A 23,008-nucleotide genomic window follows, 5' to 3' on the forward strand; every position below is an offset into this window, starting at 1 on the left:
CGGTATCTCGGTCTCCATGGTGGTGTTCGAACTCGGCACGATCTGGCCGATGCGGTAGGTCTTGGTCATTGGGCTTGCTTTCTGCAGTGGTCAATAGGATTTGATTGAAATCAAATGAGCGTATACGCTTTATTCTTGCAAAAGATATGCCGTTTGGCAAACATCATTTTTATAGTGGTTTGTACCTAAACAGTGCAAAAATTGCACCAAAAAATCCAGAAAAACATTTATTCTGCTGCCTTGTGGTGCAGTTGATGTTTTAAAAAATTAAGTGCATACACCTGAATTAAGGCCTTTGAAGCTTGGCATGGATCCTGCTGTACACCCGGCATGAACAGGCTGACGCGATGGCTGTTTTGTCTGCCTCTCAACATTCCCGCAAGGAGAAAACCATGTCCTCATCCACCTCCCAGTCCCCCCGCATCGCCGTGGTCGGCGCCGGCCTCGGTGGCGCAGCTGCTGCCAAGCTGCTGCTCCAGGAAGGCTTCAATGTCCGCGTCTATGAGCAGGCGCCCAGCTTCTCGCGGCTGGGAGCAGGCATCCACGTCGGGCCCAACGTGATGAAGATCCTGCGGCGCATCGGCATCGAGGATGCGCTCAACGAGCAGGGCTCGCATCCCGACTACTGGTACAGCCGCCACTGGCAGACCGGCGACGTGCTGGCCCAGATCCCGCTGGGCGACTACGCCGTCAAGGAGTACGGCGCCAGCTACCTGACCGTGCACCGCGGCGACTTCCATGCGCTGCTGGTCGAGGCCCTGCCCGACAGCGTGATGGCCTACGGCAAGTTCCTCACCAAGGTGGAGGACCGCGGCAACGTGGTGGTCATGCACTTCGCCGACGGCACGACCGAGGAGGCGGATATCGTCATCGGCGCCGACGGCGTGAACTCCCGCATCCGCGAGGAACTGCTGGGCCCCGAGCTGCCCAAGTACGCGGGCTACCTGGCCCACCGTGCCGTGTTCCCCACGCCCGAGGTCAAGGCCGGCATGCTGCCCTTCGATGCCTGCGTGAAGTGGTGGAGCGATGACCGCCACATGATGACCTACTTCGTCACCGGCAAGGCCGACGAGCTCTACTACGTGACCGGCGTGCCGGTCGAGAAGTGGGACCTCAACGACCGCTGGCTGGAGAGCAGCAAGGAAGAGATGCGCGAGGCCTTCTCGGGCTGGCACCCGACGGTGCAGGCGCTGATCGACGCCACCGTGGAAGTGACCAAGTGGTCGCTGCTGGAGCGCGACCCGCTGCCGCTGTGGAGCCGCGGCCGCCTGGTGCTGCTGGGCGATGCCTGCCATCCCATGAAGCCGCACATGGCCCAGGGCGCGGCCATGGCCATCGAGGATGGCGCCATGCTGGCGCGCTGCCTCAAGGAAGTCGGTGCGCACAACCATGAACTGGCCTTCGCGCTGTACGAGGCCAACCGGGCCGAGCGCGCCAGCAAGGTGCAGCGCATCTCGCACGACAACACCTGGCTGCGCACCAACGAAGATCCGTCCTGGTGCTTCGGCTACGACGTGTTCAACGTGCCGCTGGTCGAGCCCAAGGCCAAGGCCGCGGCCTGATACTGGCGGCCCGACAGCCCGAACCGCAGCCCCGTTGCAAGAACCCAGCCCCATGGCAAACCCAGTCCATCACAGCAGTACCGTCCAGCCCCTGCGCCTGCAGGTCAATGCGCGCATGCACGAGGTGCCAGCGGCGCCCGAGGCGGCGCTGCTGCATGTGCTGCGCAATGACCTGGAACTGAACGGTCCCAAGTACGGCTGCGGCCTGGGCGAGTGCGGCGCCTGCACGGTGCTGATCGATGGCGTGGCCGCGCGCTCCTGCGTGATCCCGGTGAAGGCGGCCGTGGGCCGCGAGGTGACCACGCTCGAAGGCCTGGGCACGCGCCAGTGCCCGGGCCCCACGCAGCAGGCCTTCATCGACTGCCAGGCGGCCCAGTGCGGCTACTGCCTCAACGGCATGATCATGACGGTGGAGGCCCTGCTGCGCCGCAACCCGCAGCCCACCGAGCAGCAGCTGCGCAACGAGCTGCACCACAACCTGTGCCGCTGTGGCACGCATGTGGAGATCATGCAGGCCGCGCTGCGCGCGGTGGAGCTGCGCGCCGGCCGCGGCCCGCAGCCCTGCCCGGGCCATGCCTGCGCAGCGCGGGGGGCAAAGGCATGAGCCCGAGCGCATCCCCCGCCCTGCAGGCCGCCGTGGCGCTGCCGCCGGACCTGCTGCACGGCCTGGCGCTGCGCCCGCCGTTCGCGGCCTGGGATGGCCTGCGCTACCAGGGCGCGGAACTGGCCGCGGAACTCGGCGAGGCCCGGCTGGCCGAAGCCCGCGGCATGGCCGGCGTGGTTGCCGCGCTGCGGCGCGCGAACTTTCTCGGCGTGGTTGCGGTGGCGCCTGTCCATGCGCACCAGGCAGCCGCGAGCCTGGCGCCCGTATGGCATGGCGCCAGCGCGGCAGCCCCCTTGGCGGGTAGCGATGGAGAGGGTGCCGGCCCATTCATCTGGCGCATGCCGCGTGCCGATGCGCCGGCGGGCGCGCAGGCCATTGCCTGGTGTGCCGACGGCCATGCCAGCCTCTGGCTGCCGCGCTGCGCGGCCGAGCTGCAGGCCATGATCGTTGGCGAAATCGCCGCGCTGCTGCAGCTGCCCGTCTCGGCGCTGCGCGTGCTGGCCCTGGAAGGCGCTGCGCCGCATCCGCTCGACCTGATGGATGCCGCCGCCGATGCGGCCCTGCTGTCGCAGGCCGTGGGCCGGCCGGTCAGCGTGGCCTGCGAAGGCGAGCAGCTGCCGGGCGAGCTGGTGCTGCGGCCTGCAAGGGCATCCGGGGCTGAGACACTGGCAGCCCGGGCCGAACCCGGCACCGCGCTGCAGCCTGGGGCCGCGGCACCGGCGCCGGCCACCTTCTCGGCCGACCAGCCCTGGGCGGTGCGGCCCAGCCTGGCGCGGCTGCTGAGCCAGCCCGGCCTGGCGCGTGCCGCGGCCCGCGCCAGCGTGGTCGATGCCGGCACGGTGCAGGCACGCAGGCAGGCGGCAGGCCTGGCGCATGCCGGGGTCGACGAGCTGAACGCCGCCCAGGTCTTCGCCAGCGAAAGCCTGTGGCACGAGCAGGCGCTGGAGCAGGGCGCCGAGCCGCTGGCCTGGCGGCTGCAGCACCTGCCACAGGGGCCGGGGCGCGAGCTGGCCGCGCGCGTGGCGCAAAGCGCGGCGTGGCCGGAGAAGGCGCAGGATGCCGATGGCCGCCTGCGGGGCCGGGGCTTTGCCGCGGCGCAAGTACAGGCCCTGGACAGCATGGTCTGGAGCGCCTGGGTGGCCGAGGTGGCGGTGGACCCGCAAACCGGCGAGGTCGAGGTCACCCGCGTGGTCGCGGGGCACGACAGCCGGCATCTGCACGCTGCGCAGGGTGCAAGCCTGCATCCGCAGATTGTGCGGCAAGACCCGCAGCTGCTGGCCGGTGCGCGCCGGCTGCTGGGCGCGCCGGCGGCCTTTGACGACTGGCGCGGCCCCGCCGGTGCCGATGCGGCAGCGGCCGGCGCTGCCCTGGTGCCCGATGCGGCGGCGCCGGCAGGCGCGGTCATCGCGCATGGCAGCCTGGGCCTGGACGGCGTGGCCACCTTGCCCGCCGCTGCCGCGATTGCCAACGCCATCCGCCATGCGACCGGGGTGCGGCTGCGCGAAGTGCCCTTCCAGCCCGAACAGCTGCGCCTGGCGCTGGCCGGCGAGGTCGCGGGCAAGCCATCCGCTGCAAAGCCCGGCCGTGGCTGGGGCTGGCTGGCCGCCGGTGCGGCCGGCATCGCCGGCATGGCCGCCATGGCCTGGCCGCTGAAGCCGGCCCTGCCGCTGACGGACGGGCCCGATGTGTCGCTGTACTCGCCCCAGGCCCTGGAGCGCGGCCGGCTGGTGGCGGCGGCGGGCGACTGCGTGGTCTGCCACACGGCGCCGGGTGGCGCTGCCAATGCGGGTGGCTTCGGCCTGGAGACGCCGTTCGGCACCATCTACTCCACCAACATCACGCCCGACAACGAGACCGGCATAGGCCGCTGGTCCTACGCCGCCTTCGAGCGCGCCATGCGCCACGGCATCCACCAGGATGGCCGCCAGCTGTATCCGGCCTTCCCGTACACGGCCTTCGCCAAGCTCAGCGATGGCGACCTGCAGGCGCTCTACGGCTACCTAATGTCCCAGCCCGCCGTAAAGGCCAAGGCCCCCGAGACGCAGCTGGCCTTTCCCTACAGCCTGCGCCCGGCCATGGCCGGCTGGAACCTGCTGTTCCACGATGCCACGCCCTTCAAGGCCGATCCCGCGCGCAGCGCCGAATGGAACCGGGGCGCCTACCTGGTCGAAGGCGCGGGCCACTGCGCGGCCTGCCATTCGCCGCGCAATGCGCTGGGCGCCGAAAAGACCGGCATCCACTACCTGGGCGGCGGCGAGGCCGAGGGGTGGAGCGCCCCGGCCCTCAACCAGCTCGCAGGCGGCAAGCTGCCCTGGAGTCGCGACGAGCTGTACCAGTACCTGCGCACCGGCTTCTCGGCCCGCCACGGCGTGGCCGCCGGGCCCATGGCGCCGGTGATCCATGGCCTGGCCGAGCTGCCCGATGCCGACGTGCGCGCCATCGCCACCTACCTGATGGCGCTGCCGGGCCAGGCGCCGCAGGTGGCCGAGGCGGCGGCTGCACCGGCGCCGGCCGCGCCGGCCAGGCTCTTGGCGCGCCACGCCAATGGCGAGCGCATCTACCACAACGCCTGCGCGGTCTGCCACGAAGCGGGCAGCGGCCCCACGCTGTTCGGCGCCAAGCCGCTGCTGGGCTTGAACACCAACCTGCATGCGGCCAGCCCCGACAACCTGGTCCAGGTGATCCTGAACGGCATACAGGCGCCGGCCGACGATGCGCTGGGCTACATGCCGGGCTTTGGCGACAGCCTGGACGACCGGCAGATCGCGGACCTGCTCGGATATTTGCGCGAACGATTTGCACCGGAGGAAAAAGCGTGGCCAGACGATACGACGACGATTAGCAGGCTGCGGGCGCAGATGCATGCGCAGCAGCATTAGGGTGCAGGCAGGCGGCGGCATGGCGTGGCCGCGGATACACGAGGCGGGCTCCAGCCCGCGCTTCTGAAGACCAAGGTTTCTTTTGTGATCGGACCATTCGGATGGTGCCGAGGGGATGGGTTTTGCGTTAAGGGTTTCCGGCGGGGGGCGCAGGCCGCTGCCGGATATGGATTCAACAGCATTGCGATGGCTACAAAGAGGAGTTCCTACATGTCATCTTCATTCGTTTCAGTGGAAAAAGGCATCCAGACGGCGGGTGTCGGCAAGTTCCAGTACCGGCTTTTCGTGATCTTCGGCCTGGTCTGGCTGGCCGATGCGATGCAGGTGCTGTCCATCGGCTTCAGCGCGCCGTCGATCGCCAAGACCTTCGGCAAGACCGTGCCCGAGGCGCTGCAGACCGGCACCTTCTTCTTCATCGGCATGCTGATCGGCGCCTTCGTATTCGGCCGCCTGGCCGACCGCATCGGCCGCCGCCCGGTGCTGATGATGGCGGTGGTCATCGATGCCTGCTGCGGCGTGGCATCGGCCTTTGCGCCCGAGTTCGCCTGGCTGCTGTTCCTGCGCTTCCTGACCGGCATCGGCGTGGGCGGCACGCTGCCGGTGGACTACACCATGATGGCCGAGTTCCTGCCCAGCGACCGGCGCGGGCGCTGGCTGGTGCTGCTGGAATCGTTCTGGGCCGTGGGCACCATTTTCCTGGCCATCCTGGCGCTGGTCGCGGTGGCCTGGGGCGACGATGCCTGGCGCGTGATCTTCTTCGTGACCGGCATTCCGGCCCTGATCGGCGTGGTGCTGCGCTTCTACATCCCCGAGTCGCCGATGTTCCTCAACCGTAACGGCAAGTCCGAGCAGGCGCGCAAGGTGCTGGAGCGGGTGGCCAAGACCAACGGCAACGCGGTGCAGATCCCGCCGCTGCAGCCCGAGGCGCAGGTGCGAAAGTCGCTGGGTGCGCTGTTCTCGTCCGAGCTGCGCCGCCGCAGCCTGGCGCTGTTCCTGGCCTGGGCGCTGATCTCCATCGCCTACTACGGCGTCTTCGTCTACCTGCCGGTCAAGCTCGGCAGCGAGGGCTTCGCCTTCATGCGTGGCCAGGTCTTCCTGGTGGTGCTGGCCCTGGTGCAGCTGCCCGGCTTCGCGCTCTCGGCCTATGGCGTGGAGCGCTGGGGCCGCAAGCCCACGCTGATCGGCTTTTTGCTGCTCAGCGCCGTGGGCTGCATGTTCTACAGCCTGGGCTCGTCGCCCTTCGTGGTCATCGGCTCGACCTTGCTGATGAGCTTCTCGCTGCTGGGCACCTGGGGCGCGCTGTATGCTTTCACCCCCGAGGTCTACCCCACCGACCTGCGCGCCAGCGGCATGGGCATGGCCGGTGCCGTGGCGCGCTTCGGCGGCCTGTTCGCGCCGGCCATCATCGCGCCCATCATGGCCACCCACTTCACGCTGGCCCTGGCCGTGCTGTCCAGCATGCTGGTGGCCGGGGCGATCTCGATCTGGGCGGTGGACGTGGAGTCGCGCAACCGGGCGCTGGATTGATGCCTCGACGCAGGCCTGAGGCGAAAAGGCCTGCGCAGCAGGCTGTGTAAACAGTCTGCCGCGCCTGGCATGAAAGCTGCCCCGCTCTTGCGGGGCATCCTTCATGGGAGCGATCAAAAAGCAAGGCCTTGGCTTCAGAGGTATTTGCGCCAGAGCTCGTTGGAGAACTTGGCGTTCGGGTCCACCTGTCGCTTCAGCAGACGCAGCTGCGCTATTTCAGGATAGGCAGACTCAAACTGCCGCGCCGTCGCGTGCAACTGGTAGGGCAGGTAGTAGCGGCCGCCATGCTGCAACGACAGGTCGATGAGTTCGCGCGTCCAGCGGCCCACTTTCTCCTGGGCGCTGCTCCAGGTGCGTTGCTTGTAGTAGAGCACGAAGGAGAACACGTTCTCGCGCGCCCAGGGCAACAGTGCCGTTGTGTCGGCCGGCGCGTGCCGGATGGAGATGTTCAGCGCTGCCACTTCGTGTTGCTGCAGAACCCTGGCCATCGCGCGCACGAAGCTCACGGCCTGCTGTTCCGGGATGAAGTATTCCTGCAGCACATAGGTGGACATGGCACGCGTGCGCGGCTCCAGCGCGGCGACGTCCAGGCTGGCCTCATGGTTCAGCCACTTGACGGCGGGCTTGTCCAGGAGCATGGGCTGGATGAGGTTCTTGCGTAGCGCCTGCCCGCCCGGCAGCTCCGTAACAGACCAGATGATGTTCTGCTCCCACCCATAGGACTGGCCCCGGGGCACCAGCCTCTCGGCCTGGGTCAGCGGCGTGGTTTGCGGCACCTGCCGCCAGGTCACGCACACCGGACTGTCAAAACTGGGGGGCAGCAGGTCGGCGTTGTGCATGACGGCGCGCTGGTCGCCAAGCACCTTCTCCTTGAAGTGCGCCACGTAGCCTTCCAGCGGTACGGTCTCCACCACGCGCTCGATGCGGATGTTGTCCGTGAGTTCAAGCTCGACTTCGGTGATGACGGCAATGGCCCCATATCCTCCGATGGCTGCCCGAAACAGTTCGGGCCGCATGGAGGCGCTGGTCTCGACAACCGACCCGTCGGCCATGACCAGTTGCAGTGCGCGCACCGTATTGCCAATCGAGCCATGGCCAACGTAGCGGCCATGGCAGTTGACCGAGACCGAGCCTCCCACGGTGAAGTTGGCGTAGCTCTGCATCGTCTTGACCGCAAGGCCCAGCGGGTCCAGGCTGTCCTGCAGGTCGCGCCAACACATCCCCGCCTGAACCCTGGCCAGGCGGTTGGCAGGCTGCACCCAGACCAGCCGGTTCATCCGGCGCATATCAAGATGGAGCCCGGCCTGGACGGCGACTTGTCCGCCCATGCTGTAGCGGCCACCCCCGATGCCCACCTGCCCCGGCCAGTTGCGTATCAAGGTGGATACCTCATCAGTGGAGCGAGGGGCCTCGATGCGCGCTACCTGGACGGAATACAGTCCAGTGACGTTGGTGACGAGCAGTCGCTCGGCAGCAAGCGCAGGCACCGGCGCCGGGGCCAGCAAGCCCGCACTTGCCAGCGACTTCACGAGGAATGTTCGGCGGGCCGGGCAAACAGCCGAGGGCAGCTGGGCTGTGTGTTCCGGGGCCTTCGGGTCACCGCATTTGGATCGGGGAGAACGGGCTGGCGCTGCTGCGGTTAGCTCGCAAAGCAATGCCCTGCTGGCAGCCCGGCACGTCATGGGGTGTCGTTGCCTTCAAGCATCTTGCGCAGCAGGAAATCCAGCGCCAGCCGCTCGGCGGGGTTGAGCCTGCCGTAGGTGCTCTCGGTGATCTGCTGGGCGAACGGCTCCATCTCCTGCACCAGCTGCCGGCCGGCCGGCGTGAGGTCGATCACCACCTTGCGCCGGTCGCTCTTGTCGTGGTCCACGCGGACGAGCTCGCGCTGTCTGAGCCGGTCGACCACGCCGCGGATCGTGGCCTGGTCGATCACCGTGGCCTTGACGATGTCGGCCAGCGAGCTGCCGCCATGCTCGCGCACCGAGCACAGGACGACGAACTGGGCGGCCGTGAGCTGCGAGTCGGGGATGTATTGCTGGAACAGCGCGGTGTGGCGCTGGTAGACGCGCCGCAGCAGGTGGCCGATCTGGTCGGAAAAGTGATAGTCGCCCAGGTCGGCGGTTGGCGGATTGGTCATTTGGTGCATGAGCTTAGCAAAGATCGGGCGCGCCGATGCGAATGCCGCGCGCGCCGGCGCCAGGCCAGGGCAAGCCCTCATTTCAGAATTGAATCAGGCAATCACGGGATTGAATTTGACGTGGATGCACATTGCGCTTGAAATAGCGTGGAGACAAGCGGGGTGCCGGCTGCCCAGGGCATGCGCCTCGCCGCCCTACAACAATAGCCAGCGAAGACCCTGCGGGGTCCATTTCCATGCCAGCTACCCACGGGACCACCATCCCCATCGTTGCCAGCGCAGCGCTGGGCGCCCATGAACGCGAAGCCGTCGACCACGCCATCGCATCCCAGGCGCTGCGCCCCGGCCCCCTGATCGAGTTGCTGCACGCCGTGCAGGACACGCTGGGCCATGTCCCCGAAGCCGCCGTGCCGCGCATCGCCGATGCATTGAACCTCTCGCGCGCCGAGGTGCATGGCGTCCTCTCCTACTACCCCCATTTCCGCACCACGCCGCCGGGCCGCCATGTGCTGCAGGTCTGCCGCGCCGAGGCCTGCCAGTCGCGCGGTGCCGACGCGCTGCTGCAGCATGCGGGCGAGGCGCTGGGCTGCGGGTCCCATGGCCGCAGCGCCGATGGCGCCGTGACGCTGGAGCCGGTGTACTGCCTGGGGCTGTGCGCGTCGTCGCCGGCCGTGATGCTCGATGGCCATCCCCATGCCCATGTGACGGCGCGGGATCTGGACGCGCTGCTGCAGCAGTGCCGCCATCCTGGACCGGTGAACGCTGCCGCCCAGCCTGCTGCGGCATCGCAAGGCGTGCGCGTCTACGTTCCCCGCGATGCCGCTGCTCTGGCCGTGGGGGCCGATGCCGTGGCCCGCACCCTGCAGGGCGAGTGCGCTGCGCGCGGCCTTCAGGTGCAGATCGTGCGCAATGGCTCGCGCGGCCTGCTGTGGCTGGAGACCCTGGTGGAGGTCGAGACGCCCGAAGGCCGTGTGGCCTACGGTCCGGTCACGGCCGATGCCGTGCCGGGGCTGCTGGATGCCGGAATGCTGCAGGGCCGAAACCATGCGCTGTGCCATGGGCTGACCGAAGCCATTCCCTACCTGGCGCGCCAGGAGCGCCTGACCTTTGCGCGCCTGGGCGTCACCGACCCGCTGAGCCTGGCCGACTATGCGGCCCATGGCGGCTGGCAGGGACTGGAGCGCGCGGCGGGCCTGGAGCCTGCCGCCATCGTGCAGGAGGTGCTGGATTCGGGCCTGCGCGGGCGCGGCGGCGCGGCCTTTCCGGCCGGCATCAAGTGGAAGACCGTGGCCGCCGCCAAGGGGCCGCAAAAGTACATTGCCTGCAATGCCGACGAAGGCGATTCAGGCACCTTCGCGGACCGGCTGCTGATGGAGGGCGACCCCTACACGCTGATCGAGGGCATGGCCATCGCCGGCCTGGCCGTGGGCGCCACCCAGGGCCTTGTCTATGTGCGCAGCGAGTATCCGCATGCCATCGCCACGCTGAATGAAGCCATTGCGCGTGCCGAGGCCGCAGGCTGGCTGGGCCGCGACGTGGCCGGCAGTGGGCGCGCCTTCCACCTGGAGGTGCGCAAGGGCGCGGGCAGCTATGTCTGCGGCGAGGAAACCGCCATGCTGGAGAGCATCGAGGGGCGGCGCGGCATCGTGCGTGCCAAGCCGCCGCTGCCGGCCATCGAAGGCCTGTGGGGCCGGCCCACGGTGATCAACAACGTGATCACGCTGGCCACGGTGCCGCTGATCCTGGCGCGCGGCGCGGCCTTCTACCAGGGCTTCGGCATGGGCCGCTCGCGCGGCACGCTGCCGTTCCAGCTGGCCGGCAACATCGCGCGCGGCGGCCTGGTGGAGAAGGCCTTCGGCCTGAGCCTGCGCGAGCTGGTGGAGGACTTTGGCGGCGGCACGGCCTCGGGCCGCACCGTCAAGGCCGTGCAGGTGGGCGGCCCGCTGGGCAGCTATGTGGCGCCGGCCGACTGGGATGCGCCGCTGGACTACGAGGCCTATGCGGCCAAGGGCAATGTGGTGGGACACGGCGGCATCGTCGTGCATGACGACACGGCCGACATGGCGCGGCTGGCGCGCTATGCCATGGAGTTCTGCGCCATCGAGTCCTGTGGCAAATGCACACCCTGCCGCATAGGCTCCACGCGCGGCGTGGAGGTCATCGACCGCATCGTGCGCGCCGGCACCGACCCTGCCGCCCACGCCGGTCAGGTGGCCCTGCTGGAAAGCCTGTGCGACACCATGCAGCACGGCTCCCTGTGCGCCATGGGCGGGATGACGCCGTATCCCGTGCGCTCGGCGCTGAACCACTATCCCCAGGACTTCGGCATCGAGTCCACCACGGTGGCTGCAGCCGCCTGACCGGAGAACACCATGCTCGACCATCTGAAGCAAGCCGACTGGGGCACGCCCGCCAGTCCGTCCGAACGCCTGATCACCCTGGAAATCGATGGCCGCGAGGTCAGTGTGCCCGAAGGCACCTCGCTGATGCGCGCGGCCATGGAGGGCGGCGTCAGCGTACCCAGGCTGTGCGCCACCGACAGCCTGGAGCCCTTCGGTTCCTGCCGCCTGTGCCTGGTGCAGATCGAGGGGCGCAAGGGCTTTCCGGCCTCTTGCACCACGCCCGCCGAGCCCGGCATGAAGGTGCGCACGCAAAGCCTGCAACTGCAGGAACTGCGCCGCGGCGTGATGGAGCTGTACATCTCCGACCACCCGCTGGACTGCCTGACCTGCAGCGCCAACGGCGACTGCGAACTGCAGGACATGGCCGGCACCGTGGGCCTGCGCGAGGTGCGCTACGGCTTTGAGGGCGCCAACCATTTCAAGGGCCAGGCGCGGGCCGAGGTCGATGCGTCCAACCCGTATTTCAGCTACGACCCCAGCAAGTGCATCGTCTGCAACCGCTGCGTGCGCGCCTGCGAGGAGACGCAGGGCACCTTCGCGCTGACCATCTCGGGCCGGGGGTTCGACTCGCGCGTGACGGCGGGGCAGGGCGGCAGCTTCATGGACAGCGACTGCGTCAGCTGCGGCGCCTGCGTGCAGGCCTGCCCCACGGCCACGCTGCAGGAAAAGACTGTGGCCGAGCTGGGCCAGGCCGGGCACAGCGCCATCACCACCTGCGCCTACTGCGGCGTGGGCTGCGGCTTCAAGGCCGAGATGAAGGGCGAGCAGGTGGTGCGCATGGTGCCCTGGAAGGACGGCCAGGCCAACGAGGGCCATGCCTGCGTCAAGGGCCGCTTTGCCTGGGGCTATGCCACGCACAAGGACCGCATCACCCAGCCCATGGTCCGCGCGAAGATCACCGACCCCTGGCGCGAAGTCAGCTGGGAAGAGGCCATTGCCCACACGGCCCGCGAGTTCCGCCGCATCCAGGCGAAGCACGGCAAGGATTCCATCGGCGGCATCACCTCCTCGCGCTGCACCAACGAGGAGGCCTACCTGGTGCAGAAGCTGGTGCGCACGGCCTTCGGCAACAACAACGTCGATACCTGCGCGCGCGTGTGCCACTCGCCCACGGGCTACGGCCTGGGCCAGACCTACGGCACCTCGGCCGGCACGCAGACCTTCAAGTCCATAGAGCACACGGACGTGGTCATGGTCATAGGCGCCAATCCCACGGCCGCGCACCCGGTGTTCGGCTCGCGCATGAAAAAGCGCCTGCGCGCGGGCGCCAAACTCATCGTCATCGACCCGCGCGAGATCGAGCTCGTCAAGTCGCCCCACATCCGCGCCGACTACCACCTGCAGCTGCGGCCCGGCACCAACGTGGCCATGATCACCTCGCTGGCCCATGTCATCGTCACCGAGGGCTGGCTGGCCGAGGACTACATTGCCGAGCGCTGCGATGCCAAGTCCTTCGCGCAGTGGAAGGCATTCGTGGCCCGGCCCGAGAACTCGCCCGAGGCCATGGCCGAGGTCACGGGCGTGGCGCCCGAACTCGTGCGCGGCGCCGCGCGCCTGTATGCGCTGGGCGCCGAGGACCATGTGGCGGGCACCCCCGTCAACGCCGCCATCTACTACGGACTGGGCGTGACCGAGCATGCGCAGGGCTCGACCATGGTCATGGGCATCGCCAACCTGGCCATGGCCACGGGCAACGTGGGCCGCGAGGGCGTGGGCGTGAACCCGCTGCGCGGCCAGAACAATGTGCAGGGCTCCTGCGACATGGGCTCCTTCCCGCACGAGCTGCCCGGCTACCGCCACATCTCGGACAGCACGGTGCGCGCCGAGTTCGAGGGCGCCTGGGGCGTGGCGCTCAGCCCCGAGCCCGGCCTGCGCATTCCCAACATGTTCGAGGCCGCCCTGGCCGGCAGCTTCATGGGCCTGTACTGCGAGGGCGAGGACATCGTGCAGTCCGACCCCAACACCCAGCATGTGACGGCCGCGCTCTCGGCCATGGAATGCGTGGTGGTGCAGGACATCTTCCTCAACGAGACCGCCAAGTACGCCCATGTCTTCCTGCCGGGCGCCTCCTTCCTGGAAAAGGACGGCACCTTCACCAATGCCGAGCGCCGCATCTCGCGCGTGCGCAAGGTCATGGCGCCGCTGGCCGGGTACGCCGACTGGGAGGTCACCCAGCTGCTGGCCAATGCGCTGGACTACCCCATGCACTACACGCACCCGCGCGAGATCATGGCCGAGATCGCCGCGCTCACGCCCAGCTTTGCCGGCGTGAACTACGACAAGATCGACCGCCTGGGCAGCGTGCAATGGCCCTGCAACGACAGCACGGAAGAGGCAGGCACCCGCATCATGCACAGGGACCGCTTCGTGCGCGGCAAGGGCCGCTTCATTATCACCCAGTACGTGGCCACCGACGAGAAGGTCACCCAGCGCTTTCCGCTGCTGCTGACCACGGGCCGCATCCTCTCGCAGTACAACGTGGGCGCCCAGACCCGGCGCACGCACAACGGCCACTGGCACAGCGAGGACCGGCTGGAGATCCATCCGCATGATGCCGAGGACCGCGGCATACGCGATGGCGACTGGGTGGGCATCGCCAGCCGCGCGGGCGAGACGGTGCTGCGCGCCACCGTCACCGAGCGCATCCAGCCGGGCGTGGTCTACACCACCTTCCACTTCCCCGAATCGGGCGCCAACGTCATCACCACCGACAGCTCCGACTGGGCCACCAACTGCCCCGAGTACAAGGTCACGGCCGTGCAGGTGCTGCCCGTCCCCCAGCACGCCCAGCCGTCCGACTGGCAGCGAGAATTCGCGCGTGTCCATGAAGAGCAGGTAGCCCTGCTGCAGGCCGCGCAGGCGCCACAGGCGCAGCAGCCCGCCATGGCAGGAGGCAAGTGATGGACAGCGCCAACCTGGTGCGCATGGCCAACCGCATCGGCGAGTTCTTCGAGGCCATGCCCGAGCGCGACGAGGCCCTGCAGGGCATTGCCGAGCACATCCGCAAGTTCTGGGAGCCGCGCATGCGCACCGAACTGGCCCGCGTGCTGGCCAGCCCCGAGGAGGCGCAGGCGCTCAAGCCCATCGTGCGCGAGGCGCTGGCGGCGCATCCGGAGCGGGGATAGCCGAAGGCTGTCTCCCTGCGGGCCCATGCTTACAGCGTGCACATGACCCTGGACTCGGGCAGGCGCGACTTGGGGATGCGCGCGTTGAAGTCCTGTTCGCTGCCGTAGCCCAGCGCCACCAGGGCGATGCTGTGCAAGCCCTTGCTGTGCAGCTTGAATTCCACGTCGAGCTTGGCGAAATCCACGCCTTCCATGGGGCAGGCATCGATGCCAAGGGTGCGTGCGCCCAAGAGCAGCGTTCCCAGGGCCAGGTATACCTGCTTTTCCATCCATGCGCTCAGGCCTGCTGCCGACTGGCGGTTGAGCTCGACATAGAAGCGCCGGCCCTTGTCCTGGCCGGCCTGGGCTTCGGGCGAGGAGAAGCGGCCATCGCTGTTTTCCTGCGCCAGCAGGGCTTGTAGATAGGCGTTGTCGATGTCGTTGCGGGCGCAGAAAACCACGACGTGGGAAGCATGGAGCACCTTGGCTTCGTTGTACCCGTAGCTGGGCTGCGTGGCCAAGGCCACGCGCTTTTTGGCCTCGTCGCTTTGCGCGATCAGGAAATGCCAGGGTTGGGAGTTGACGGAGGATGCGCTGTGGCGCAGCAGGCTGCGCAGCTGCTCCATGTGGGTTTCATCGATCTGGCGCGTCGGATCGAAGGCCTTGGTGGTGTGGCGGCTGGTGGCGATGTCGGCAATGTTCATGATCTCGATGTGGAAAGGTCGAAGAGGCCAGCGGCGCGCCCATGGCCGCTGCTGTGGGAGTCATTCTGGATGCGAGGCCTGATCGAAAAAAGGGCCATGGCGCATAAGCCCGTTTCAAATAAGCGTTGAAATGCCGGCCGTGGTGCCCCTGGGATACCTGCTGGGCACATCCGTTGTGCCGGTTCGCGATGGCTGGTAGTTTGCTAGCCCGCAGGCGCGTTCCATTGCCGTTTGAGGTAGTGCTCCTTGGGGTGCTCGCGCAGAAATACACAGCACTGCACCCATGCTCGGGGCTGGCAGGCCTGCACGGCTGCGCACAGGTGCTCGAAGACCAGCTGCGCCATCTGATGGCAGGTGCCGGGCGGGCGCGGGTTGGTCAATGTCAGGGTGGCAACGAGCTGCGTGGCCGCCGCATCGTGTCCGCACAGCTGTGTGCTGATGGGGAGCACGCGCGACTTCAGGTCGCCCATGGCTGCCCAGCCACGTGCGGCCAGCGCCTCGTGCAGCGCACGCAGCAGCGGGGGCCAGTCGATGGCGGCGGCCAGTTCGGCGGGCGCTTCGATGACGATATGGGGCATTGGCATCTAGTCCAGTCGGATGCCGATCTCTCGGATCAGCGTCTGCCAGCGTGTGCGCTCGCTGTCCATCAGCTGGGCAAAGGCCTGGGGGGAGCTGTCCACGCGGATCGAGCCCAGCTCGGCCAGCTTGTCCTGTGTAGCTTTTTGCGCCAAGGCCTTGGCCATGTTGTTGCTCAGCCAGGCGATCCGCTCCCGGGGCGTGGCGGCCGGGGCAACGAAACCGTACCAGCCGCTGATGTCCGCATTGATGCCAGCCTCCTTGAGCGTGGGTACGGAGGTTAGGGCGGCAGGCCGCGTGGCCGTGGTCACCGCCAGGGCCTTGAGCCTGCCGCTGGCGATGTGCTGCAGGATGGCCGGCGATGCCTCGAACAGCAGCTGCACCGAGCCGCCCAGCACATCGTTGAGGGCTGGAGCCGAGCCGCGGTAGGGCACATGCAGCATGGAGGTCCGCGTCTCGCGCTTGAACAGCTCGCCGGCCAGGTGCTGGGGCGTGCCGTTGCCGGCAGAGGCGTAGGAGTACTTGCCCGGTGCGCGATGCAGCAGGGCCACTGCCTCGCGCAGATTGTCCGCTGCGAAGGATGGATGTGCCGCCATCACCAGCGGTACCGATGCGGCCAGGGCCAGCGGAGTGAAGTCCTTGGCGGGGTCGAAGTTGAGCCTGGCGTACAGCGCGGGGTTGGCCGCCATCGGCCCCAGCGCGGCCAATAGCACGCTGTGGCCGTCTGCTTCGCCGCGGGCGACCTGCTCGGTGCCGATGTTGCCGCCGGCACCGCCGCGGTTTTCCACGATGGCGGTGGCGCCGCTGACGGCCTGCAGAGCGTTGGCCATCAGGCGGGAGACGGCGTCAGTGGTTGCTCCCGCCGGATAGGGGCAGACGATGCGGATGGGGCGGGACGGAAAGCTTGCCGCGTGCAGTGCGCCTGCCATGCGAAGGCTGGCGAGTGCGGCGGTGGCTTGGACAAGATGGCGTCTCTTCATGGTGCGGACTGTGGGTTGTGGGCGAGATGCCAGTGTCCAAAGCCTGGTCGGGGTTGGCAAATCGTACTTTTTTCCCCTATCGATCGGATAATCCGATCACCATGGCTGTCCCCGGAGCTTTCATACCCTCGCAGCGCAACCTACTGGAGCGTGTGTCGCTGCGGCAGCTGCGCTACTTCCATGCGGCCATGCATGCGGCCAGCTTCAAGGAGGCTGCTCGCGAATGCTCGATTTCGCAGCCGGCGCTGTCCGAGCAGATAGCCCTGCTGGAGGACGTGCTGGGCGTGTCGCTGTTTGAGCGCACGGCCGGCCGGGCCCTGCCGACGCTGTCGGCGCATGCGCTGGCGCCGCGCCTGGCGGCTTGTCTGCTGGAGTTGCAGGCCATGCTGCGGGAAGCGCCCGCGCAGGCCGACACCATCGCTGGCCAGGTGCGCATCGGGCTGGTGCAGTCCTATGGTGCCTGCTGGGTCATGCCGGTGGCGCGCGCGGCCCAGGCCCAGTGGCCGGAGCTGTCGGTGGCTTTGCGCCGGCGCACGGCGCAGGCGCTCAACGAGGGGGTGCTGCGGGGGGATATCGATTTCGCGGCCAGCTTCGACCCGGAGCCGCATGCCGACCTGGAGATCGTGCCTTGCTTTATCGAGGGCGTGGTGGCCGTGGGGCTGCAGAGCCGGCCCGGGCGCCGCAAGCAGGCCACGCTGGCGCAACTGGCTGGCAGCCGCCTGGCCCTGCTGCCCAGCGATCATGCGATGCGCAGGCAGCTGGATGCGGCCTTTGCCTCGCTGGGAATCAAGCCCCAGGTGCAGCTGGAGTCCGACGTGCTGGATGATTTGGTGGCTGCCGCGCGCGAGAGTGGCATGGTGGCCATCCTCAACGCGGCGGCGGCGCTGAGCCTGGGTGTACACGATGCCGAGCCGCTGCAGGTGCAGGGCATGCAGCGCCGGGCATGCCTGGTGCGGCTGCGCCAGCGGCAGCACAGCCACGCCAGCCGCTACCTGTGGGATGCGCTGGTCGCTGGCACGCCGAGCCTGCCGGTGTCAGGGCGGCCTCGGCGTACCAATGAGGCAGGCAAGCATTGAAAATGGCTGCGCCCACTTTGAACACGCTCTCAGAAAAAACTCTTCCATGAAAGCACTGCAAGACCTCGACATCTTCTTGCGCACGGCCGCAAGTGGCAGCCTGAGCGCGGCCGCGCGGGCGCTGGATCTGACGCCGGCGGCGGCCAGTGCGGCCGTCAAGCGGCTGGAGGCCGAGCTGGACGTGCGCTTGTTCGTGCGCTCCACGCGCCATCTGCGCCTGACACCCGAAGGCGAGATGTTCTTGGCCGCTTGTGCGCCGGCCGTCGAGTCCCTGCAGGAGGTGGCTCGAAGCGTGGGTGCCGGCACCGAGCCGCGCGGCGTCGTCAAGCTGTCGGCGCCCTCCGATTTCGGCCGCAACCTGTTGCTGCCATGGCTGGTGCAGCTCCAGTCCCTGCATCCTGCGGTGACGGTTCGGCTGCAGTTGTCGGACCAGCTGGCCAACATCTACAGCGAACCCGTGGATGCCGCCCTGCGCTATGGCAGCCCTGCCGACTCGGACCAGGTGGCGCTGCCTGTGGCCCTGGACAACCACCGCATACTGTGCGCCGCTCCGCAATACCTGCAGCGGCGCGGCATGCCTCGTTCTCCCCATGAGCTGGTGCAGCATGATTGCCTGTGCTTCATGGTGGGCAACGAAATCCACGATCTGTGGCGTTTCCTGCCACCCACGCCGCAGGACGCACCGCCCCTGGCCGTGCGCGTGCGGCGCGGCAATGTCTGCAACGACGGAGACGCCGTGCGCCGCTGGGCCCTGGCCGGTCAGGGCATCGCCTACAAGTCGCGTTTCGATGTGGCGCAGGACTTGCATGCGGGCAGGCTGGTGCAACTGTGCCGCGACTGGCGTGGCGAGCCTGCGCCGCTGTACCTGGTGCTGCCGGGCCGCCGCTACATCACGCCCACGCTGCGCCTGCTGCGCGACTTCGTGGCCCGGCAGCTGGAACTGCTGGCCGCGGGCCAGGCCGATGCACCGTGCCCTGCGTAGGCGCGGCGAGGAAATCCGCGCACGGCTCAACGCTCCGCTTCCCGCACCACCTGCAGTGCGAAATCCTCGGACGAACCCTCGAACGGCTGGTTGCTGGCCGCCTGCAGCCGGCTGCGGATGGGCGCGGCGCGCAGCGCCCGGGCGAGCGCCGCATGGATGCGCCCGGCCAGGGCCGGCGGCAGCCGCGGCGGCGCGAACAGGCCGAACAGCGAGTCCAGGTTGGCCTGCGCATAGCCTAGCTGCGCCAGCGTGGGCACATCGGGCAGCACGGATAGGCGCTGCGGCGCGCCCACGGCCAGGGCCTTGAAGCGGCCCGCGCGCAGCGCCTGCAGCTGCAGCGGCGCGACATTGGTGGACAGCAGCTCGAAATGCCCGGCCAGCGCGTCGTTGAGCTGCTGGCCGCCGCCCTTGTAGGGCACATGCACGATGGGAATGCCGGTGGCGCGCCCTATGCGCCGCAGCACCGCGTGGCCGGTAGTTCCGTCGCCCGTGGTGGCCCAGCGGATGCCGCCGGGCATGGCGCGCGCCTCGGCCAGCATGCCTTCGAAATCTGTGGCCTTGAGCGCCGGCGTGCCGACCAGCAGCATGGGTGTGCGCATCACGCCGGCCACCGGCGTCACCGGAGCTTGCGCCAGGCCGGCCGCGGTGGCCGCGGCAAAAGCCAGGGTGCGGCCATCGGGCGCGCTGCGCGCCAGCAGCTCCAGCGCCAGCGTGCCGCTGGCGCCGGGCCGGTTGTCCACCACCACCGGCACGCCCCATTGCAGTGCCAGCTGCTCGGCGAGCGCCCGGGCCACGAGGTCGCTGACGCCGCCCGGCGGGTAGGCCACGAGAATCCGCACGCTGGCGCCGGGCCAGGCCGGCGCCGCGATGGCGGCCCCGGCCAGCGCACCGACGCCGGCCGCCAGCAGGGCGCGCCGGCCGGTGTCGGGGGGCTGTGGGCCGCGCATGCCTCAGCCGTCCTGAGCCTGGTGGCGCTGCGCCAGCTCGCGCGCCAGCGCGATGAAGGTGCCCACCGGGCCTTCGTCGCCGGCCTCGCGGTACACCAGGGTGAGCGGCGCACCCAGCCGCACCGCGGAGGCGAAGGCGCGGTAGACCACCGCCTGGGGATGGGCGCCGCGCACCGAGGCCGGCACGATGGACAGGCCCATGCCCGCGGCCACCAGGTTCACATTGGTCATCATGCGCTCCACCTCGGCGGCCACCTCCACCCGCACCCCTTGCTGGGCGCACAGGGCCAGCAAATTGGCGTACAGGCCCGGCGCGCCGCTGCGCCGCACCAGGATCAGGCGCTCGCCGTCGAGCTGCTTCAGGGCCACCGGCCGCGATGGCTCGCGCGCCAGCCGGTGGTCCGCCGGAATCGCCAGCAGCGCCGGCTCCTGCAGCAGCGTCTCGAACACCAGCCCCTCGGGCCGTGCGACCGGCACGCGCAGAAAGCCGCAGTGCATGCGCCCGAGCTGCACCGCCTCGGTGATCTCGGCCGCGTTGTGCTCGCTCACGTCGAGCGCGATCTCGGCATGGCGGCCGCGGCACAGGCGCAGCACCTCGGGCGTGAAGGCATGGGCCGCGGCCGAGCTGGTGAAGCCCACGTGGATGCGGCCGCGCTCGCCGCGCGCAAAGGCCAGCATGCGCGCGCGCATGGCGCCGAAGTCGCCCAGCAGCCGCGTGGCCTCGCCGCGCAGCTCGCGGCCCGCGTCGGTGAGGTCCACGCCCTTGGGGTGGCGCCTGAAGAGGGCAATGCCCAGCTCTTCCTCCAGCGCGCGGATCTGCTGCGACAGCGGCGGCTGCTGCATGCCCAGCAGCTCGGCGGCGCGCGTGATGTGGCCGGTGTCGGCCACGGCCAGGAAGTAACGGAGGTGGCGCAGTTCCATATATGTCAAAAGTATTCGATCGATATCCTAAAAATCTTTGAAATATTAGGCAAGCCTCTCCAGAATCGAGGCCGACAAATAACCGGAGACCCGCATGCAACGATTCGCCCCTTTTCCCCTGCGTCCCGCCGGCGCCGCGCTGCTGGCAGTATCAGCGCTTGCCGGCTGCGGCGGCGGCTCCACCGTGCTGCAGGGGCCGGTGGCCTCGGTCGAGGCCGCACCCCAGCCCACCGCCTGCCCCGCCGAGATTCCTGCGGGCATCAGCTGCTGGGCCGGCCAGGATTCCAAGGGCGCCTACTACCTGATCGCCAAGCCGGCGCAGTGGAACGGCACCCTGGTGCTGCATGCCCACGGCGGCCCCGACCTGGCCGCGCCCACCGCCGAGCGCGCGGCCGAAGACCTGGTGCGCTGGTCCATCATGGTGCGCGCGGGCTATGCCTGGGCCGGCTCCACCTACCGCCAGGGCGGCGTGGAGGTACGCGCCGCCGCCGAGGACACGGAACGCCTGCGCGGCATCTTCCGCCAGCATGTGGCCAAGCCCCGGCGCACCATTTTGCACGGCCAGTCCTGGGGCGCGGGTGTGGCCTCCAAGGGCGCCGAGATGTTCACCGAGCAGACCGTGGGCGAGCGCCCCTACGATGGCGTGCTGCTGACGAGCGGCGTGCTGGGCGGCGGCACCCATGCCTACGACTTCCGCACCGACCTGCGCGTGGTCTACCAGTACCTGTGCGGCAACCATCCGCGCGCGAGCGAACCCCAGTATGCGCTCAACCTGGGCCTGCCCGCCGATGCCAAGATGCGCCAGGCCGACGTGGCGCTGCGCGTGAACGAATGCCTGGCGCTGGACAAGCCGGCCGCCCAGCGCACGGCCGCGCAGCAGGCGAAGATCGACACCATCGCCCGGGTCATCAAGATCCCCGAGAGCGCCATCCAGTCGCACCTGAACTGGGGCACCATGCACTTCCAGGACATCTCGGCCAAGCGCACCGGCGGCGCCAGCCCCTTCGGCAACGAGGGCGCGGTCTACTCGGGCTCGGCCGACGATGCCGCGCTCAATGCCGGCGTGCTGCGCTACCGCGCCGACCCGGCGGCCTACCGCAAGTTCGCCGAAGACACCGATCCCGCCGGCAAGATCCCGGTGCCGGTGCTGTCGGTCAAGTGGATCAGCGATCCCACCGCCTTCGTGGAGCTGGATGCGCGCTTTCGCACGCTGATGGAGCAGGGCGGCAGCGGCGCGCGGCTGGTGCAGACCTTCACCCGCCAGGGCACGCACAGCTATATCAGCGATCCCACCTATCCCACGCTGATGACGGCGCTGATGCAATGGGTCGATTCGGGCACCAAGCCCACTGCGGCCGGCATCGCGCAGGCCTGCGCGGGCAACGAGGCGCGTTTCGGGGCGGGCTGCAGCTTCGATGCCGGCTATGCGCCGGCGGCGCTGCAGACGCGGGTGCCGGCGCGGCAGCGGCCGCAGTGAGCTGTTGCCTGCGCTGCCGCAGCATAGGGAAACTCCGAGCGTGATGCTTCGGGAAACCACTGCTTCCCCTCGCTAAAATCACCGCGATCCGCATGTATACGACTGTTATCGCGGTTGGTGGTGAGCGGCGCCGGGCCTATCCCTGTCCGGGTTTCGCGCACCAAGTGGGTTCACTCGGCAGAGGGGTTTTGCATGGATATCTTGCTGCAACAGATCATCAACGGTCTGGTGTTGGGCAGCATGTACGCATTGATAGCCTTGGGCTACACAATGGTGTACGGCATTATTCAATTGATCAATTTCGCACACGGCGAAGTGCTCATGGTCGGCGCGCTGACCAGCTGGAGCATCATCGGCATGATGCAGACCGCCATGCCCGACATGCCGGGCTGGATCATCCTGCTGATAGCCACCATCATCGCCTGCGTGGTGGCGGCGGTGCTGAACTTCAGCATCGAGAAGATCGCCTACCGGCCGCTGAGGAGCAGCCCGCGGCTGGCTCCGCTGATCACCGCCATCGGCATGTCCATCCTGCTGCAGACGCTGGCGATGATCATCTGGAAGCCGAACTACAAGCCCTATCCCACGCTGCTGCCCTCCGATCCCTTCGAGGTGGCCGGCGCGGTGATCACGCCCACGCAGGTGCTGATCCTGGTGGTGACCACGATCACGCTGGCGCTGCTGATGTACCTGGTGAACTACACCCGCCTGGGCCGCGCGATGCGGGCCACGGCCGAGAACCCGCGCGTGGCCGCGCTGATGGGCATCAAGCCCGATTTCGTGATCTCGGCCACCTTCGTGATCGGCGCGGTGCTGGCGGCCATCGCCGGCGTGATGTGGGCCTCCAACTACGGCACGGCCCAGCACACCATGGGCTTTTTGCCGGGGCTCAAGGCCTTCATCGCCGCGGTGTTCGGCGGCATCGGCAACCTGGCGGGCGCGGTGGTGGGCGCGATGATCCTGGGCTTGGTGGAGGCCATTGGCGCCGGCTACATCGGCACGCTCACCGGCGGCGTGCTGGGCAGCCAGTACGTGGATATCTTCTCGTTCATCGTGCTGATCATCGTGCTCACCCTGCGTCCCTCGGGCCTGCTGGGCGAACGTGTGGCCGACCGCGCATAAGGAGTGGC

General features: G+C 68.6%; 18 protein-coding genes. 11 read left to right on the forward strand and 7 right to left on the reverse strand.

The window, feature by feature from the left end; translation table 11 throughout:
* Nucleotides 1-392 precede the first annotated feature (392 nt).
* The 4 genes from ACODRX_RS21330 (at nucleotide 393) to ACODRX_RS21345 (ending at nucleotide 6,572) form a co-directional block, all read left to right on the forward strand.
* Nucleotides 393-1,562, forward strand: a complete 1,170-nt coding sequence (locus tag ACODRX_RS21330) for an FAD-dependent monooxygenase (protein ID WP_488873548.1) — start codon at nucleotides 393-395, stop codon at nucleotides 1,560-1,562.
* Nucleotides 1,563-1,614: 52 nt separating this feature from the next.
* Complete coding sequence (locus ACODRX_RS21335) at nucleotides 1,615-2,166, forward strand: (2Fe-2S)-binding protein (protein WP_488873549.1); 552 nt, start codon at nucleotides 1,615-1,617, stop codon at nucleotides 2,164-2,166.
* Complete coding sequence (locus ACODRX_RS21340; protein ID WP_488873550.1) at nucleotides 2,163-5,045, forward strand: c-type cytochrome; 2,883 nt, start codon at nucleotides 2,163-2,165, stop codon at nucleotides 5,043-5,045. The genes ACODRX_RS21335 and ACODRX_RS21340 overlap by 4 nt, the downstream gene beginning before the upstream one ends.
* Nucleotides 5,046-5,255: 210 nt before the next feature.
* Nucleotides 5,256-6,572, forward strand: a complete 1,317-nt coding sequence (locus ACODRX_RS21345) for an MFS transporter (RefSeq protein ID WP_488873551.1) — start codon at nucleotides 5,256-5,258, stop codon at nucleotides 6,570-6,572.
* A 134-nt stretch (nucleotides 6,573-6,706) separates the two neighbouring features.
* Here the strand turns inward: ACODRX_RS21345 and ACODRX_RS21350 are convergent, their stop codons facing one another.
* Nucleotides 6,707-8,101: an FAD-binding oxidoreductase gene (locus tag ACODRX_RS21350; RefSeq protein ID WP_488873552.1), complete on the reverse strand. Its 1,395-nt coding sequence runs from the start codon at nucleotides 8,099-8,101 to the stop codon at nucleotides 6,707-6,709.
* A 149-nt stretch (nucleotides 8,102-8,250) separates the two neighbouring features.
* Complete coding sequence (locus tag ACODRX_RS21355) at nucleotides 8,251-8,718, reverse strand: MarR family winged helix-turn-helix transcriptional regulator (protein ID WP_488873553.1); 468 nt, start codon at nucleotides 8,716-8,718, stop codon at nucleotides 8,251-8,253.
* Between the two features lie 227 nt (nucleotides 8,719-8,945).
* On the opposite strand from ACODRX_RS21355, the gene ACODRX_RS21360 reads away from it, so the two are divergent.
* From ACODRX_RS21360 to ACODRX_RS21370, 3 genes are read left to right on the forward strand one after another with little or no spacing between them, the layout of a single operon-like run.
* Complete coding sequence (locus tag ACODRX_RS21360) at nucleotides 8,946-11,069, forward strand: formate dehydrogenase subunit gamma (RefSeq protein WP_488873554.1); 2,124 nt, start codon at nucleotides 8,946-8,948, stop codon at nucleotides 11,067-11,069.
* 12 nt (nucleotides 11,070-11,081) lie between these two features.
* A complete protein-coding gene (fdhF, locus tag ACODRX_RS21365; protein WP_488873555.1) occupies nucleotides 11,082-14,012 on the forward strand; it encodes a formate dehydrogenase subunit alpha in 2,931 nt (976 codons plus the stop codon).
* Entirely contained in the window at nucleotides 14,012-14,236 is a 225-nt protein-coding gene (locus ACODRX_RS21370; RefSeq protein ID WP_488873556.1) for a formate dehydrogenase subunit delta, read from the forward strand. Before fdhF ends, ACODRX_RS21370 begins: the two co-directional genes overlap by 1 nt.
* Nucleotides 14,237-14,265: 29 nt before the next feature.
* Here ACODRX_RS21370 and nfsB read toward each other — a convergent pair whose 3' ends face one another.
* From nfsB to ACODRX_RS21385, 3 genes are all read right to left on the reverse strand, one after another.
* Nucleotides 14,266-14,919, reverse strand: a complete 654-nt coding sequence (gene nfsB, locus ACODRX_RS21375; RefSeq protein WP_488873557.1) for an oxygen-insensitive NAD(P)H nitroreductase — start codon at nucleotides 14,917-14,919, stop codon at nucleotides 14,266-14,268.
* A gap of 203 nt (nucleotides 14,920-15,122) precedes the next feature.
* Entirely contained in the window at nucleotides 15,123-15,503 is a 381-nt protein-coding gene (locus tag ACODRX_RS21380) for a 5-carboxymethyl-2-hydroxymuconate Delta-isomerase (protein ID WP_488873558.1), read from the reverse strand.
* Entirely contained in the window at nucleotides 15,504-16,424 is a 921-nt protein-coding gene (locus tag ACODRX_RS21385) for a Bug family tripartite tricarboxylate transporter substrate binding protein (protein ID WP_488873559.1), read from the reverse strand.
* A 152-nt stretch (nucleotides 16,425-16,576) separates the two neighbouring features.
* On the opposite strand from ACODRX_RS21385, the gene ACODRX_RS21390 reads away from it, so the two are divergent.
* Nucleotides 16,577-17,551 (forward strand): LysR family transcriptional regulator, encoded by a 975-nt coding sequence (locus ACODRX_RS21390; RefSeq protein WP_488873560.1) that lies wholly within the window; start codon nucleotides 16,577-16,579, stop codon nucleotides 17,549-17,551.
* A gap of 46 nt (nucleotides 17,552-17,597) precedes the next feature.
* Entirely contained in the window at nucleotides 17,598-18,533 is a 936-nt protein-coding gene (locus ACODRX_RS21395; protein WP_488873561.1) for a LysR family transcriptional regulator, read from the forward strand.
* Nucleotides 18,534-18,559: 26 nt separating this feature from the next.
* On the opposite strand, the gene ACODRX_RS21400 is transcribed toward ACODRX_RS21395, so the two are convergent.
* On the reverse strand, nucleotides 18,560-19,480 hold the full coding sequence (locus ACODRX_RS21400; RefSeq protein WP_488873562.1) for a tripartite tricarboxylate transporter substrate binding protein: 921 nt from the start codon (nucleotides 19,478-19,480) through the stop codon (nucleotides 18,560-18,562).
* Nucleotides 19,481-19,483: 3 nt separating this feature from the next.
* Nucleotides 19,484-20,401 (reverse strand): LysR family transcriptional regulator, encoded by a 918-nt coding sequence (locus ACODRX_RS21405; protein WP_488873563.1) that lies wholly within the window; start codon nucleotides 20,399-20,401, stop codon nucleotides 19,484-19,486.
* A gap of 94 nt (nucleotides 20,402-20,495) precedes the next feature.
* Between ACODRX_RS21405 and ACODRX_RS21410 the strand changes: the two genes are divergently transcribed.
* A complete protein-coding gene (locus tag ACODRX_RS21410) occupies nucleotides 20,496-21,878 on the forward strand; it encodes a hypothetical protein (RefSeq protein ID WP_488873564.1) in 1,383 nt (460 codons plus the stop codon).
* A gap of 192 nt (nucleotides 21,879-22,070) precedes the next feature.
* The gene (locus tag ACODRX_RS21415) at nucleotides 22,071-23,000 is read left to right on the forward strand and encodes a branched-chain amino acid ABC transporter permease (protein ID WP_488873565.1); all 930 of its coding nucleotides are present in this window, start codon (nucleotides 22,071-22,073) and stop codon (nucleotides 22,998-23,000) included.
* The last annotated feature ends 8 nt before the right edge of the window (nucleotides 23,001-23,008 follow it).

The organism is Comamonas sp. FG99 (assembly GCF_057808605.1).

Bases quoted from the DNA above. Each gene is read 5' to 3' on its own strand.
- ACODRX_RS21410 (WP_488873564.1), top strand. From the start codon at position 20,496: ATGCAACGATTCGCCCCTTTTCCCCTGCGTCCCGCCGGCGCCGCGCTG.
- ACODRX_RS21355 (WP_488873553.1), bottom strand. From the start codon at position 8,718: ATGCACCAAATGACCAATCCGCCAACCGCCGACCTGGGCGACTATCAC.
- fdhF (WP_488873555.1), top strand. From the start codon at position 11,082: ATGCTCGACCATCTGAAGCAAGCCGACTGGGGCACGCCCGCCAGTCCG.
- ACODRX_RS21385 (WP_488873559.1), bottom strand. From the start codon at position 16,424: ATGGCAGGCGCACTGCACGCGGCAAGCTTTCCGTCCCGCCCCATCCGC.
- nfsB (WP_488873557.1), bottom strand. From the start codon at position 14,919: ATGAACATTGCCGACATCGCCACCAGCCGCCACACCACCAAGGCCTTC.
- ACODRX_RS21405 (WP_488873563.1), bottom strand. From the start codon at position 20,401: ATGGAACTGCGCCACCTCCGTTACTTCCTGGCCGTGGCCGACACCGGC.
- ACODRX_RS21345 (WP_488873551.1), top strand. From the start codon at position 5,256: ATGTCATCTTCATTCGTTTCAGTGGAAAAAGGCATCCAGACGGCGGGT.
- ACODRX_RS21400 (WP_488873562.1), bottom strand. From the start codon at position 19,480: ATGCGCGGCCCACAGCCCCCCGACACCGGCCGGCGCGCCCTGCTGGCG.
- ACODRX_RS21335 (WP_488873549.1), top strand. From the start codon at position 1,615: ATGGCAAACCCAGTCCATCACAGCAGTACCGTCCAGCCCCTGCGCCTG.
- ACODRX_RS21370 (WP_488873556.1), top strand. From the start codon at position 14,012: ATGGACAGCGCCAACCTGGTGCGCATGGCCAACCGCATCGGCGAGTTC.
- ACODRX_RS21380 (WP_488873558.1), bottom strand. From the start codon at position 15,503: ATGCCAATGCCCCATATCGTCATCGAAGCGCCCGCCGAACTGGCCGCC.
- ACODRX_RS21415 (WP_488873565.1), top strand. From the start codon at position 22,071: ATGGATATCTTGCTGCAACAGATCATCAACGGTCTGGTGTTGGGCAGC.
- ACODRX_RS21330 (WP_488873548.1), top strand. From the start codon at position 393: ATGTCCTCATCCACCTCCCAGTCCCCCCGCATCGCCGTGGTCGGCGCC.
- ACODRX_RS21360 (WP_488873554.1), top strand. From the start codon at position 8,946: ATGCCAGCTACCCACGGGACCACCATCCCCATCGTTGCCAGCGCAGCG.
- ACODRX_RS21390 (WP_488873560.1), top strand. From the start codon at position 16,577: ATGGCTGTCCCCGGAGCTTTCATACCCTCGCAGCGCAACCTACTGGAG.
- ACODRX_RS21395 (WP_488873561.1), top strand. From the start codon at position 17,598: ATGAAAGCACTGCAAGACCTCGACATCTTCTTGCGCACGGCCGCAAGT.
- ACODRX_RS21340 (WP_488873550.1), top strand. From the start codon at position 2,163: ATGAGCCCGAGCGCATCCCCCGCCCTGCAGGCCGCCGTGGCGCTGCCG.